Origin of the sequence: Promicromonospora kroppenstedtii DSM 19349 (assembly GCF_000515355.1) — a bacterium.
Taxonomy (GTDB): domain Bacteria; phylum Actinomycetota; class Actinomycetes; order Actinomycetales; family Cellulomonadaceae; genus Promicromonospora; species Promicromonospora kroppenstedtii.
Window position 1 is genome coordinate 22,751 of record NZ_KI911642.1, and the last position, 14,062, is coordinate 36,812.

Sequence of the window (14,062 nt, forward strand, 5' to 3'; positions counted from 1 at the left end):
GACCCGGCTCCGGCCGGCTCGCCGCCACCACGACCGAACGCCGCCGCACCAGCTCACGCACCTGCCCGAACGCGTCGCACCGCGCCATCAGGTGCACCGCCGACCACGGACCACGCGCACCTCCGCGCGCCCCCGCCAGCAGCGACCGCTGCGCCGTCCACCGCTCCCAGTGCCGCACGAACTCGTCCGGCTGCACCACGCGGCCCCGGTCCAGCTGCCCGTCCAGCGCCTCCGCCAGCGACACGTCCACGGCCACCAGCACCGGGTCCCACCCGCACAGCCGCGCCACCAGGCCCAGCAGCTCCCGACGGCGCTCGCGGGTGGCGGTGTCGTGCACCAGCAGGGGTCGACCCGAACGCGCACCGGCCACGAGGTACAGGACCGTCGCGACGGCGTGCAGGGTGTGCGTCAGCCAGCGATAGGTCCCGTACGGCACCCAGGACGGCAGACGCGCGGCGATCCGCCGCCGGTAGCGGTCCGGGTCGAGCACCAGCGCGCGGGGCACGTCACGGGCCACGCCGGCCAGCAGAGTGCTCTTGCCGGCCCCCGGGACACCACCCACCACGATCATCAGGGGGCCGGGGACCCGGTCCGCGACACGGTCAGGAGCTCCCCCCGGCGCGAGGCCGTGAGCACGGTCGGGGGAGTCGGGGGCAGGACGCAGGAGTGGGGCGGGTGTTGTCACGTGGTCCTCCATACGTAGGGGGCCGGGTGAGCAGCATCGCGCGAGCCGATCCGGAACCACCGGGAGCGCCCTGAGAGGGTGCTGGACGGGGTTCGCGGACCGGGTTGCCGAGCCAGGGAGACACGGGTGCGCCGACGCACACCACAGGTGGGAAAGAGCCCTGGGCCACAGACATCGGACAGTTGCTCATTGCTGCTCTCACAACGTGCGACAGGGCCCGATTTGTTCCCGGTCGGGCGCTCTTACCTGCGGTGTTACCACGGACGTGTTGTGACGTTCCTGCGCTCGCTCCCGGCCCGCCCCTGAGCCCGGCGCCACGGCATGACAGCATCGCCTGCGTGACGAACAACGCCGTCGACGCCGACCACCTGCGCGACCTCGCCCTCCTGCGCCGGGTACGCGACCGCATGGACCGCGAGTACACCCAGCCCCTGGACGTCGCGGCGCTCGCGGCGGGGGTGCACATGTCGGCGGGGCACCTGTCGCGCCAGTTCAAGGCGGCCTACGGCGAGTCGCCGTACAGCTACCTGATGACCCGGCGGATCGAGCGGGCCATGATGCTGCTGCGCCGTGGCGACCTGAGCGTGACCGAGGTCTGCTTCGCGGTGGGCTGCTCGTCGCTGGGCACGTTCAGCACGCGGTTCACCGAGCTGGTCGGGGTGCCGCCGAGCGTCTACCGCAACGACCCGCAGCTCGGGTCCACGGAGGTCGACCCCGCGGGCCTGCCCGCGTGCATCGCCAAGCAGGTGACCAGGCCGGTCAGGAATCGAGAAGCGCAACCCCCGCGCCCGGACCTAACGTGACGCTCATGAGCACACAGACGAGCAAAAGCACCGGCCTGACGATCCACCAGACGTTCCTGCCGCACACGGACCCGGAGGCGTCGCTGGCGTTCTACCGGGACGCGCTGGGCTTCGAGGTCTTCCTCGACGTCGGGCAGGGCGACATGCGCTGGATCACGGTGGGTCCCGCCGACCAGCCGGACACCTCGATCGTGCTGACCCCTCCGGGGGCCGACCCGGGGGTCACCGACGCCGAGCGCCGCACCGTCACGGAGATGATGGCCAAGGGCACGTACGCGGCCGTGATCCTGGGCGCCACCGACCTGGAGGCGACGTTCGAGCGGGTGCAGGCCACCGGGGCCGAGGTCATGCAGGAGCCCGTGGACCAGCCGTACGGCTTCCGCGACTGCGCGTTCCGCGACCCGGCCGGCAACACCGTCCGCATCAAGCAGCTCTGAGCACCGCATGTGCGTCCCAGGGCTGGCGGCCTACCTCCGGGCGGCCGCGGTCGGCACGTCTGACGCCGGGCCGGACAACGCCGGACCGTCCGACACCGAGCTGACCGACAACACCGGGCCGGTCGCCGAAGACCGACCCCTCGCGTCCGCATCAGGTACCACCACGGAAGGCCGAGCATGAACGCGGCGAGCACCACCACGACCACCCCAGTGGACGCGACGTCGTCCGGCACCCACCCGGCCGACAGCCACGACCTGATCCGGGTGCACGGTGCGCGGGAGAACAACCTCAAGGACGTGGACCTGGAGATCCCCAAGCGGCGCCTGACGGTGTTCACCGGGGTGTCGGGCTCGGGCAAGAGCTCGCTGGTGTTCGCGACCATCGCCGCGGAGTCGCAGCGGATGATCAACGAGACCTACAGCGCGTTCGTGCAGGGCATGATGCCGTCGCTGTCGCGGCCCGACGTCGACCTGCTGGAGGGGCTGACCACGGCGATCGTGGTGGACCAGGAGCGGCTCGGGGCCAACCCGCGCTCCACGCTCGGCACCGTGACCGACACCAACGCGCTGCTGCGGCTGCTGTTCAGCCGGCTGGGTACGCCGTCGGCCGGTCCCGCGGTGGCGTACTCGTTCAACATCCCGGCCCGCAAGGCCAGCGGCGTGATGACGTCGGCCACGGGCGAGAAGCAGATCGTGCGCGAGGCCGTCTACCACGGCGGCATGTGCCCGCGGTGCGAGGGCCGGGGAACGGTCTCGGACATCGACCTGAGCGAGCTGGTCGACGAGGACAAGTCGCTCAACGAGGGCGCCATCACCGTGCCGGGCTACAAGGCGGGCGGCTGGTCGGTGCGGTTCTTCACCGAGTCCGGGTACCTGGACGGTGACAAGAAGGTGCGCGACTACACCGAGACCGAGCGGCACGACTTCCTGTACCGGGACGCGACCAAGCGCAAGATCGGCGGCGCGAACCTGACCTACGAGGGCCTGGTGCCCCAGGTGCGGCGCTCGATGCTCGCCAAGGACCGCGACGCACTCCAGCCGCACCTGCGGGCCTTCGTGGACCGCGCCGTCACGTTCATCACCTGCCCGGACTGCGGCGGCACCCGCCTGGCCCAGGCCGCCCTGGCGTCGAAGATCCGGGGCATCAACATCGCCGACGCGTGCGCCATGCAGATCGGCGACCTCGCCGACTGGGTGCGCGACCTGGACGAGCCGTCGGTCGCCCCGCTGCTGGGGAACCTGCAGAACCTGCTGGACAAGTTCACCGAGATCGGCCTGGGCTACCTGTCCCTGGACCGGCCGTCGGGCACGCTGTCCGGCGGTGAGGCGCAGCGCACCAAGCTGATCAGCCACCTCGGTTCCGCCCTGACCGACATCACGTACGTGTTCGACGAGCCGACCATCGGTCTGCACCCGCACGACATCCAGCGCATGAACGACCTGCTGCTGCAGCTGCGCGACAAGGGAAACACCGTGCTGGTCGTCGAGCACAAGCCCGAGACCATCGCCATCGCCGACCACGTCGTCGATCTCGGTCCGGGCGCAGGCAGCGCGGGTGGCACCATCTGCTTCGAGGGCACGGTCGACGAGCTGCGCGCCAGCGACACCCTGACCGGGCGCCACCTGGAGGACCGCGCGACCCTCAAGGAGTCCCCGCGCACCGCCACGGGCGCCCTGGAGATCCGTGGCGCGAGCACCCACAACCTGCAGGGCGTCGACGTCGACGTGCCGCTCGGCGTGCTGTGCGTCGTCACGGGCGTCGCGGGCTCGGGCAAGAGCTCCCTGATCCACGGCAGCCTCGCCGGGCGTGACGGCGTCGTCGTCGTGGACCAGTCCGCGATCAAGGGCTCGCGCCGTTCCAACCCCGCCACCTACACCGGGCTGCTCGAGCCGGTGCGCAAGGCGTTCGCGAAGGCCAACGGCGTCAAGCCCGCCCTGTTCAGCGCGAACTCCGAGGGCGCCTGCCCCACCTGCAACGGCGCCGGCGTCGTCTACACCCAGCTCGGTTTCATGGACACCGTGGCCACCACCTGCGAGGAGTGCGAGGGCAAGCGGTTCCAGGCCGCCGTCCTGGAGTATCGCCTGGGCGGCAAGGACATCGCCGAGGTCCTCGCGATGTCGGTGGCCGAGGCCGAGGGGTTCTTCTCCGCCGGCGAGGCCCGCACCCCCGCCGCGCACAAGATCCTGGCGCGCCTGGCCGACGTCGGCCTGGGGTACCTCAAGATCGGTCAGCCCCTGACCACGCTGTCCGGCGGCGAGCGCCAGCGCCTCAAGCTCGCCACCTACCTGGCCGAGGACGGCGGCGTGTACGTCCTGGACGAGCCGACCGCTGGCCTGCACCTGGCCGACGTCGCGAACCTCCTGGCCCTGCTGGACCGCCTCGTCCAGGCCGGCAAGTCTGTGGTGGTGATCGAGCACCACCAGGCCGTCATGGCGCACGCCGACTGGATCATCGACCTCGGTCCCGGCGCCGGGCACGACGGCGGCCGCGTCGTCTTCGAGGGCACTCCGGCCGACCTGGTGGCCAAGGCGGTCGCGGGGGACACGACCCTGACCGGGGAGCACCTGGCCCGTTACGTCGGCAACCCGTGAGGTGTCAGCGGCCGGGTCGGACCAGGCCGGACTCGTAGGCGCTGACGACCATCTGGGTGCGGTCGCGCAGGCCGAGCTTGTTCAGGATGCGGGAGACGTGCGTCTTGACGGTCTGCTCGGCCAGGTGCAGCTCGGTGGCGATCTCGGCGTTGGACCGCCCGGCCGCGACGGCCTTCATGACGTCGAGCTCGCGGTCGGTCAGCCCGGCGAGGGTGACCTCGGCCGAGGCGGGCACGGCGGGGCGGGCGGCGTAGTCCGCGATGAGGGCGCGGGTGACGCGCGGGGACAGGAGCGCGTCGCCCGCGGCGACGATCCGGACGGCGTGGGTCAGCTCCTCGGGCGGGGAGTCCTTGAGCAGGAACCCGCTGGCGCCGGCGCGCAGTGCGGAGAAGACGTACTCGTCGGCGTCGAAGGTGGTCAGCATGATCACCTTGGGCGGGGTGCCGGGCAGGCCCATGACGGTGCGGGCGGCGTCCAGACCGTTGACCTTGGGCATGCGGATGTCCATGAGCACGACGTCGGGCTGCACGCGGCGCACGACGTCGGCGATGCCTGCGCCGTCGTCGCTGGTGCCGACGACGGTGATGCCCTCGTGCGCGTTCAGGAGGGCCTCGAACCCGGCGCGGATCATCGACTGGTCGTCGACGATGAGCACGCGGATGTCGTGGGCGACGTCGGAGGCTGGCATGGGGACAACCTAACCGAGAGACGAAAGTATGACGCCGGGTCGCTCGTACGAGGGACGCGCCCGGCGCGGGGGAGCGCATAGCCTGCTCAGGATGGATCACCCACCTCAGACGCGGCGACGACGGCTGCGCTCCCTGACCCGGCTGGACGTCAGCGCGGTCTCGATCGCGCGGCGTGAGGTCGTGTGGCTGTGGTCGCTGGTCTCGATCGCGGCGGTCACGCTGGTCGCCGTCGGCTGGCCGGTCACCGCCTCCGGTTACGGCACCCACCCCGCTGCCGCGATGGCGTTCACGCTGGTCGACTGCGCCGCCGCGATCCTGGCGATGCGCTGGCCGTGGGCGGGGCTGAGTGCCTCGATCGCGGGGTCCGCTGCCCTGGCGGTCGTCACCGCGGGGGCGCCGCCGGAGTGGCCCTGGCCGTGGCCGGTCACCGTGCTGCTGGCGCACTGCCTGACGGTGTTCGTGCTGGCCCTGCGCCACTCCTGGTACTGGGCCGCCTCCCTGTGGCTGGCCGGCGCGATGCTGACCGTGCTGGCCCCGGCGGCGCTGAGCGACGGCGGGCACCCGAGCGCCTTCGCCAACGGTGTCGTGCTGGTCTCCCTGAGCGGCGGATTCGCCCTGTTCGGCGTGCTGGTGCGGCTGTGGAGCCTGAGCGTGCTACGCATGGAGCAGGCCGAGCGGCTCAGCGCCACCGAGACGGGCCGGCGCCGCGAGCTCGAGGAGCGCAACCGGATCGCCCGCGAGCTGCACGACGTCGTCGCGCACAGCATGTCGGTCATCACCGTCCAAGCCTCCACGGCGCGCTACCGCCAGCCCGGCCTGGACGAGGCGGTGCAGCGCGAGTTCGAGGAGATCGCCGCCTCCTCGCGCCGCGCGCTGGGGGAGATGCGCGGCCTGCTGGGCATCCTGCGCGGCCACGACACAGCGCCCACCGCGCCGCTGCCGACGCTGTCCGACGTCACGGGGCTGATCGAGTCGACGCGCGCCTCCGGCGTGGAGATCACCTACCGGGAAGCCCACCCGCGCGGCACCGGCGAGGACGCCGACGCCGACGAGGGCGAGCCCGTACCCGAGGTCGTGGGCCTGACGGCGTTCCGCGTGGTCCAGGAGGCCTTGAGCAACGCCCTGCGGCACGCCCCCGGGTCCGCGATCACGGTGACGGTGACCGACGACGGGCACGAGCTGCGCGTGACCGTCACCAACACCGCGCCGGACCGGGACGACGAGCCCACCCCGGGCGCCCGTCTGGGCCTGGCCGGGATCCGCGAGCGCGTCACCGCGCTCGGCGGCGTCGTCTCCGCGGGCCCCACGCTCGACGGCGGCTTCGAGATCACCGCGACCCTGCCCGTCGAGGACACCGACCCACTACCTGCGTAGGGGGTGAGATTGGCTCCTGCGGGGGACGCGCCGCCACAAGCCAGGTTCCTAGGTTGAAGCACATGACGACCGAAGCCCCGCCCCGCCCGGCCCGCCAACGACGCACGGCCCGCAACGCGCAGACGAACGACTACTTCGAGCTCGTCGAACGCGCGAACGCCGCCGGCCTCATGGAGCGCCGCGTCGGCTGGTACGTCGGCCGCACCATCGCCCTCGCCGCCGCCTTCGGGATCGCGCTGGCACTGCTGCTCACCCTCGGGCACACGTGGTGGCAGCTCGCCGTCGCCGCGCTGTTCGGCGTCGTGTTCACCCAGGGCGCGTTCCTCGCCCACGACGGCGGGCACCAGCAGATCTTCGCCCACGGCCGGCACAACGAGTGGTTCTCCCGCATCGTGGGCAACCTCTTCGTGGGCCTGAGCATCGGCTGGTGGAACCGCAAGCACAACAAGCACCACGGCAACCCCAACGTGATCGGCAAGGACGGCGACATCGCCACCGGCGCCCTCGTGTTCGTCCCGGGGGAGGAGACGGGACGCACCGGGTTCCTCGGCTGGGTCACCCGCCGTCAGGGCTGGCTCTTCTTCCCGATGCTCGCCCTGTTCGGCCCCGTGCTGCACGCCAACTCCGTGCAGACCCTGGCCACCACACCCGGCATCAAGCACCGCGCCGTCGAGAGCGTGCTGCTGGCGGTCCGCCTCATCGGGTTCCCCGCCCTGGTGGTCCTCACCCTCGGCCCGGCCCTCGGCCTCGCGTTCCTCGTCGTCCAGCTCGCCGTCTTCGGCGTCTACATGGGCGCCACGTTCGCCCCCAACCACAAGGGCATGCCGCTGCTGCCCAAGGACACCAGCATCGACTTCCTGCGCCGCCAGGTCCTCACCTCGCGCAACATCCGCGGCGGCCGGTTCGTGGAGTGGGCCATGGGCGGCCTCAACTACCAGGTCGAGCACCACGTCTTCCCGCGGATGCCCAGCGTCAACCTGCGCCACGTGCGCCCGATCGTGCAGACGTTCTGCGCCGAGCGCGGCATCCCGTACACCGAGACCGGCCTGATCGAGTCCTACGGCATCATCGTGCGCTACCTCAACCGTGTCGGCCTCGGCTACGCCGACCCCATGGACTGCCCGATCGTCGCGCAGTACCGCTGACCCGGAGTGTGGCGGACGTCGTCAGGCAACGGGGCCGACGACGTCCGCCACACCCAGCGGCACCCGTCCCGTCAGGCGCCGCACCTCGGTCGAGACGGCGCTCCACCGGTCCTGGCGGACGGACGCGAACATGCTGCCGTACGCGTACGTCCACCAGGGGTCCTCACCGTCCCGCGCCAGGTCCTCCACCAGCACCCGCGGCTCCACGTCCGTGTACCGCACCGGCCGCCCCGCCACCCGCGTGAGCTCCTCGGCGATACCCTCCAGGGACAGCGCCCGCGGACCCGTCAGGTCATGGTGCCGCCCGCTCGGCGGCAGTACCGCCAGCGCGGCCAGGCACCGCCCCACGTCGGCCCGCGAGACCAGCGACACCCGACCGTCCCCGGCCGGCACCCGCAGCTCGCCCGAGACCAGCGCCGGCCGCAGGAACGCCGCGAAGAACTCCGTGAACAGCGACGCCCGCACGAACGAGAACCCGCACCCGCTCGCCGCCAGCAGACCCTCCGTGTACCCGTTGGTGAACGCGTAGCAGAACGGCGACGCCAGGTCCGCGTCCACCCCGCTCAGGTACACCACGTGCCCCACGCCCGAGTCCGCCGCCGCCCGCACCACGTTCCCGTGCTGCACCAGCATCCGCGCCGCCTCACCGTCACCCGAGACGAACACCAGGGTGTCCACCCCCACCAGCGCCGCCCGCAACGAGGCCAGGTCGTCGTAGTCCGCGTACACCGCGGTGACCGGGCCCAGCGCATCTGGGCCCTGCGCGGCCTGGCCTCGGGCCCCCAGCGCCGCGGCGACCGCCTCCGGACGCCGGGCCAACGCCACGACCTCGTTCCCGGCGCTCGCCGCCAGGAGGCCCACGACCTGACTACCCACCGTGCCGGTCGAACCGGTGACCGCGATCCTCACGCCGGTCAGGCTACCGGCCGGCGCTGCCCTCCCCGCCGACGACGCCACCACTGCCGCCCACCCCGTCCAGCACCGCCAGCTCCGCACCGCTCAGCCGCAGGGCGCCTGCGGCGACGTTCTCCTCCAGGTGCGCCACGCTGCCCGTGCCGGGGATCGCCAGGACGTGCGGGCCCCGGTGCAGGGTCCAGGCCAGGCGCACCTGTGCCGGGGTGGCGTCGTGGGCGGCCGCGATCGCGGCGACCTCCGACCGCCCGGTGTCGTCGGCGCCTCCGGCGGGAGAAGCGCCAGGTACGGCCGCGCCGACGGCGAAGAACGGCACGAACGCGATGCCACGCTCGCCGCACAGGGTGACCAGGGCGTCGTCCTCCCGGCTGGTCAGGCCGTACTGGTTCTGCACGCACACCACGGGCGCGATGGTCAGCGCCTCGGTGAGCTGCTCGGCCAGGACGTTCGACACACCGAGGTGCCGGATCAGCCCGGCGTCCCGCAGCTCGGCGAGGACGCCGAAGTGCTCGGCGACGGAGTCGGCCGCCCGGCCCTCGCCCGCCATGCGGGTGCCCCAGCGCAGGTTGACGACGTCGAGGTGGTCCCGGCCGAGCTGGCGCAGGTTCTCCTCGACCTGCGCGCGGAGCTGGTCGGGGCGCGCCATCGGCTCCATCTGCCCGTCCCGCGACCGCGCGGGCCCCACCTTCGTGGTGATCACCAGGTCGTCCCCGTAGGGCTGCAGGGCAGTGCTGATCAGCTCGTTGGCCGACCGGGTCGGCGTGAAGTAGAACGCGGCGGTGTCGATGTGGTTCACCCCGAGCTCGACGGCGCGGCGCAGCACCGCGAGCGCCGAGTCCCGGCTGCGGGGCGCCGGGTCCCAGGGCATGCCCATCAGCCGCATCGCGCCGAGGCCGACCCGGTTGACGGTGCGGTCGCCGAGCTGCCAGGTGGTGGAGGTGGTCGTGTCTGTCGTCATGCCACCAGCCTGTCCCCGCCGCCGCCGATCCCCGGCCCGTTGGCAGGTTGTTGCCGCGCCCGGCGCCCCGCCTGGTGCCCGGCCCGGCGCACGGGCATGATCGCTCCCATGCGGACGGGCGAGATGGTCACCATCGTGCACGGCGAGCGCGAGCTCATGGAGCGCACCGCGCACCTGCTGGCGTCCGCCACCGACGTCGCCTGCGCCGCGAACGACCTCGCCACCTGGGCCCGCGCCCAGGCGTCGGGGGAGCTCGCCGACGCCATCCGCCACCGCCGACCCGGCGACGTCCGGATCCGCAAGGTCTACCGGTCCGCCCTGCTGCTGGACCCCGTGGCCGCACAGGGCCTGGCCCGCGACCGCGACCGGCACGGCGCCCAGGTCCGCATCACCGCCGACGAGATCAACGAGACGATCATCCTCGACCGCCGCCTGGTGATCCTCGCCGGCGACGTGCGCGCCGGGCAGCGCAGCTACAGCGTGATCACCCAGCCCGAGACCGTCCAGGGCGTCACCTCCCTGTTCGAGGCCGCCTTCCGGTCCGCCACCGACCTCGCCGTCTACGACACCCAGATCGCCGAGATCCGCCAGCTCGCACCCCAGGTCCTGGACCTGCTCAGCCAGGGCGTCAAGGACGAGACCGCCGCCCGCACCCTGGGGCTCGGCGTGCGCACCTACCGGCGCCGCGTGGCCGAGCTCATGGACGCCCTCGGCGCGGAGTCCCGGTTCCAGGCCGGGGTACGGGCCCGCGAGCTCGGGCTGGTCTGACCGACGAACGACCCGACAGGCAGGGGAGCGGTGTCAGTGGCTGGTGCAAGACTCCCCACGTGACCGAACGCGCACCCGTACCCGTCGACGTCGTCCAGCGGATCGCCGCGATCCTCGAACGCCTGCCCGAGTGCACCGAACGCGACGCCTGGACCGGCGTCGCCTGGAAGACCCGCGACAGCACCGTCGCCCACGTCTTCGGCGGCGAGGACGGCCTCGTCCGCGTCACCTTCCGCGCCGACCCCGACGAGGTCCACGCCTTCCAGCACCTCGGCCCCCAGTACTTCAAGGCCGACTGGGGGAGCAACGTCGTCGGCCTCGTCCTGGACCAGCACACCGACTGGGACGAGCTCACCGAGCTCCTCACCGACTCCTACTGCATCCAGGCACCCCAGCACCTCGCCGAGCAGATCAACCGCCCAGGCGTACCCGACGGCCCATGACTAGCCTCGAGACATGACGCACCGCACACAGGTCGAGACCTGGGTCCGCGACTACGAACGACTCTGGCGCACCCCGGGCACCGACGGCCTCGCCCAGCTCTTCACCGCCGACGCCACCTACAAGACCTCACCCTGGGCACCACCCATCGTCGGGCTCCCGGCGCTCGCGGAGTTCTGGGACGCGGAACGTGACGGCCCGGACGAGGATTTCACGCTGACCGCCCAGGTGATCGCGGTGGACGGTCCGACGGCGGTGGTCCGGGTGAACGTCGAGTACCTCGAGCCGGGTGATCGTTGGCGCGACCTGTGGATCCTGGAGCTCGACGACCACGGGCTGTGCAGCGCGTTCGAGGAGTGGCCGATCGCGCCGGGCAAGCACGCTCAGTAGCCGCGGTGCCGGCCCACGGCCGAGGACGGCCGGACCCCGGCGCGGATCTCGGTCAGCGCCGCGTCGAGCGCTCCCACGACGTCCGCCGCCAGGGTGAGCCCTGAGACGTGGGGCGTGACGGTGACGTCCGGCCGCCGCCACAGGGGTGACGACGCCGGAAGCGGCTCCTGCTCGGTGACGTCCAGGGTCGCGTGCCGCACGTTGCCGGCATCGAGTGCGCCCACCAGCGTGGCGGTGCGCACGGCCGAGCCCCGGCCGATGTTGACCAGGTGCACCCCGTCGAAGGCACGCAGCAGGCCGGGCGTGACCAGGCCGTCGGTCTGCGGGGTGTGGGGGAGTGCGAGCACCAGGACGTCGGCCCGGGCCGCGTCGAGGGTCGTGGCAGCCGGCATGGCGGCCGTCGTGCCGAAGGCCTCGTCGAGCGGCAGGACGACGTCGAACGCGTCGTGGGGTCGGCCGGTCCGGCTCAGTCCCACGACGTGGTACCCGAGCTGTCCCAGCGTCCGGGCGATCGCCGATCCCATCGCACCGGTGCCGATCACGACCGCCTCCTGACGACGGGGCGGCAGCGGCGGCTCCGAGCGGTCCCACGTCGCCGTCGCGGTGTGCGCGAGGTACCGCGGGACGTGCCAGCGCTCCGCGAGCACCCAGGTCAGCACGTACTCGGCGATACGCGACGGCATGGTGCCCGTCGTACGTGTCAGGAGAGCGCTTTCTGGCAGGGTCGACGCCAGTCGTTCGACACCGGCGTTGGGGGAGTGGACCCAGGTGGCGCCTTCGATGCGTGCGGGATCGCCCGTGATCACGAGCGTCGCGTCCCGCCCGGTGGCCCGCTCCAGGCCGTGGGTGCTCACCCAGAGGTCGAGCGCCTCGCGCCAGCCGGGGTCGACGTCGTCACCGAGGCGAACGGTGGGCCGGCGGCCCAGGGCGTCGGCCACGGACAGTACGTCGGACAGCGGATCGACGGCTCGGGCAACACGTTCCCTGGCATCACGTTCCCCGGCGTCGAGTTCAGGTGTCATGCGGCGATTGTGCCCCGCGGGCGGCGTCGGCTCCGCGTCTGCATCGGTGCCTGCATCGATACCAGAACCGTGCTGGGTGCCAGGTGTGGAGGATGTGTCGCGGCTTCGTTATGTCAGCGAGCGGAGGCGGCGCCGGCGATCCTGGATCGCGGATCTCGGATGATCGACGGCCCTGTGCGCACACCTCGCTCACGAACTCGTCGATCAGCGGTGCCTTGCCGGAGCGCCATGGCACACGAACTGGCCGGTCCAGGGCGGGGTGTCGCAGTCCGCGGTCCAGCGGGCGTCGGACTGCTGGATGGCTGGATGGCTGGATGGCCATCGGATCCTGACGCACGACCGGATCCTGACGCACGACGCACCGGGCACGGCGCCGATTCGGCCGTCAGACCGGCACGAAGGCCGAGATCCCGCGCTTCTGGTCAGATCCGATAATGCACATTATGTCACTACGGCGTGGAGGACGGCCAGGAACCACACCCCCCAGGGCATCGCCGAGTGCCTCCGCGCGCCACAAGGCAGCAAATGGCCGTCCTGGGCCGCACCATCCAGCCCTGAGCTCGCCCCCGAGGCGATCTGCGGCCGACTCCTCGCCTTCGAGGCCTAAGTTTCTTCGCTTTGGGTCGACCCAAAGCGAAGAAACTTAGGCCTCGAAGGCGATCAGACGACGAGTATCAGGCAGCGAGGCCGACCTCGGCGTGCGGCCCGCTCCCAGGACCCCCACCCCTACCACCGCTCACCCCACTCAGGAACCTAAAGCAGTGTGTATAGCGCAACACAACTGTCTTCCGATATCAACGAAGATCATCACGGTAGCAGCCCGGATTTTCTGCGGCGCCGCCCCGCACCTCCGGCATACGCTCCGAGACGATGAACCTCGCCGGGATACTCGCCCCCTCGACCAGCACCGCCGTGCTCGTCGAGGGCGAGAGCGACCGCGCGGCCGTCGAGGCCCTCGCCGCGCGACAAGGTCTCCCCCTCGCCGCCCTCGGAGTGCAGGTCGTCGCCATGGGCGGCATCACCAACATCGGGCACCACCTGGTCGCCCTCCTGCACTCCCCCGTCCGCACCAGCCTGCCGCTACGGATCGGCGGGCTGTACGACGCCGCCGAGGAGCGCTTCGTGATCAAGGGTCTGGACCGGGTCGGGCTGCGCGCCGAAGGCGCGAGGGCTCCCCTGTCGGCGCACGGCTTCTTCCGTTGCGACCGAGACCTCGAGGACGAGCTCATCCGCGCCCTCGGCGCCGACGCGGTGATCGAGCTGATCACGGCCGAGGGCGAGCTGCGCAGCCTGGAGCGCCTGCAGGGCCAGCCGGCGCAGCGCGACCGCACTACGACCCAGCAGCTGCACCGGTTCTTCGGCAGCAAGGGCGGCCGCAAGGAATATTACGGGCGCCGCCTGGCAGAGACGGTCCCCCTGGACCGGGTTCCGCAGCCCTTGGCCGAGCTGCTGCGCTGGGCCACCTGACCGACGCCGCCGACGAGTCCCGCCCGGCCCCGAACCGCCGTCACCCGACGCTCACTCCCGCGCCGGGTCCAGCACCACCATCCCCGCGCGGGGCGCGGTGTCCATGGTGGGTACCAGCCGGGCGGCCTCCGCCATGCCGACGACGCGGTCGAGCAGGTCCTGCGGGCGCAGCGCCCCGGAGGCCACCAGGTCGAGCATCTCGGGGTAGTCGGCGGCGGCCATGCCGTGGCTGCCGAGCACGTCGAGCTCCCAGGCGATCACGCGGCCCATCGGCACGCGCGGCCCGCCGTCGACGGGCGCGAACAGCCCCACCTGGACGTGGCGGCCGCGTCGGCGCAGGCTCAGCACCGCGTCGGCGCACGTCTGCTCGCTGCCGACG

General features: G+C 72.1%; 15 protein-coding genes. 9 read left to right on the top strand and 6 right to left on the bottom strand.

The window, feature by feature from the left end:
- A partial coding sequence (locus tag PROKR_RS30635; protein ID WP_169736361.1) for an AAA family ATPase occupies positions 1-685 on the bottom strand: 685 nt, incomplete at its 3' end.
- A 338-nt stretch (positions 686-1,023) separates the two neighbouring features.
- Between PROKR_RS30635 and PROKR_RS08800 the strand changes: the two genes are divergently transcribed.
- From PROKR_RS08800 to PROKR_RS08810, 3 genes are all read left to right on the top strand, one after another.
- Entirely contained in the window at positions 1,024-1,488 is a 465-nt protein-coding gene (locus PROKR_RS08800) for a helix-turn-helix transcriptional regulator (RefSeq protein WP_036962128.1), read from the top strand.
- A 5-nt stretch (positions 1,489-1,493) separates the two neighbouring features.
- Positions 1,494-1,925, top strand: coding sequence for a VOC family protein (locus PROKR_RS08805; protein ID WP_036962179.1), 432 nt, complete (start codon positions 1,494-1,496; stop codon positions 1,923-1,925).
- A 177-nt stretch (positions 1,926-2,102) separates the two neighbouring features.
- A complete protein-coding gene (locus tag PROKR_RS08810) occupies positions 2,103-4,517 on the top strand; it encodes an ATP-binding cassette domain-containing protein (RefSeq protein WP_051432810.1) in 2,415 nt (804 codons plus the stop codon).
- Positions 4,518-4,521: 4 nt separating this feature from the next.
- Here the strand turns inward: PROKR_RS08810 and PROKR_RS08815 are convergent, their stop codons facing one another.
- Positions 4,522-5,205 carry a response regulator gene (locus PROKR_RS08815; RefSeq protein WP_036962133.1) on the bottom strand — a complete coding sequence of 228 codons (684 nt, stop codon included), beginning with the start codon at positions 5,203-5,205 and terminating at the stop codon, positions 4,522-4,524.
- A gap of 91 nt (positions 5,206-5,296) precedes the next feature.
- Between PROKR_RS08815 and PROKR_RS08820 the strand changes: the two genes are divergently transcribed.
- The gene (locus tag PROKR_RS08820) at positions 5,297-6,580 is read left to right on the top strand and encodes a sensor histidine kinase (protein ID WP_051432811.1); all 1,284 of its coding nucleotides are present in this window, start codon (positions 5,297-5,299) and stop codon (positions 6,578-6,580) included.
- A gap of 62 nt (positions 6,581-6,642) precedes the next feature.
- Positions 6,643-7,725: a fatty acid desaturase family protein gene (locus tag PROKR_RS08825; protein WP_036962136.1), complete on the top strand. Its 1,083-nt coding sequence runs from the start codon at positions 6,643-6,645 to the stop codon at positions 7,723-7,725.
- A gap of 21 nt (positions 7,726-7,746) precedes the next feature.
- Here PROKR_RS08825 and PROKR_RS08830 read toward each other — a convergent pair whose 3' ends face one another.
- Together PROKR_RS08830 and PROKR_RS08835 are read right to left on the bottom strand one after the other, a co-directional pair.
- The gene (locus PROKR_RS08830) at positions 7,747-8,634 is read right to left on the bottom strand and encodes an NmrA family NAD(P)-binding protein (RefSeq protein ID WP_169736362.1); all 888 of its coding nucleotides are present in this window, start codon (positions 8,632-8,634) and stop codon (positions 7,747-7,749) included.
- Positions 8,635-8,644: 10 nt separating this feature from the next.
- A complete protein-coding gene (locus PROKR_RS08835; RefSeq protein ID WP_036962140.1) occupies positions 8,645-9,595 on the bottom strand; it encodes an oxidoreductase in 951 nt (316 codons plus the stop codon).
- A 108-nt stretch (positions 9,596-9,703) separates the two neighbouring features.
- Here PROKR_RS08835 and PROKR_RS08840 point away from each other — a divergent pair, with 108 nt between their 5' ends.
- From PROKR_RS08840 to PROKR_RS08850, 3 genes are read left to right on the top strand one after another with little or no spacing between them, the layout of a single operon-like run.
- Positions 9,704-10,363: a helix-turn-helix domain-containing protein gene (locus tag PROKR_RS08840; protein WP_142035037.1), complete on the top strand. Its 660-nt coding sequence runs from the start codon at positions 9,704-9,706 to the stop codon at positions 10,361-10,363.
- Between the two features lie 59 nt (positions 10,364-10,422).
- Complete coding sequence (locus PROKR_RS08845; RefSeq protein ID WP_036962143.1) at positions 10,423-10,806, top strand: MmcQ/YjbR family DNA-binding protein; 384 nt, start codon at positions 10,423-10,425, stop codon at positions 10,804-10,806.
- A gap of 13 nt (positions 10,807-10,819) precedes the next feature.
- On the top strand, positions 10,820-11,194 hold the full coding sequence (locus PROKR_RS08850) for a nuclear transport factor 2 family protein (RefSeq protein ID WP_036962146.1): 375 nt from the start codon (positions 10,820-10,822) through the stop codon (positions 11,192-11,194).
- Here PROKR_RS08850 and PROKR_RS08855 read toward each other — a convergent pair.
- Entirely contained in the window at positions 11,188-12,216 is a 1,029-nt protein-coding gene (locus PROKR_RS08855) for an NAD(P)-dependent oxidoreductase (protein ID WP_084800332.1), read from the bottom strand. The genes PROKR_RS08850 and PROKR_RS08855 overlap by 7 nt on opposite strands.
- An 870-nt stretch (positions 12,217-13,086) precedes the next feature.
- Here PROKR_RS08855 and PROKR_RS08860 point away from each other — a divergent pair.
- On the top strand, positions 13,087-13,683 hold the full coding sequence (locus tag PROKR_RS08860; RefSeq protein ID WP_036962147.1) for a TOPRIM nucleotidyl transferase/hydrolase domain-containing protein: 597 nt from the start codon (positions 13,087-13,089) through the stop codon (positions 13,681-13,683).
- A 51-nt stretch (positions 13,684-13,734) separates the two neighbouring features.
- Here PROKR_RS08860 and PROKR_RS08865 read toward each other — a convergent pair.
- The coding region (locus PROKR_RS08865) for a zinc-binding dehydrogenase (protein WP_036962150.1) at positions 13,735-14,062 on the bottom strand (328 nt) is incomplete at its 5' end.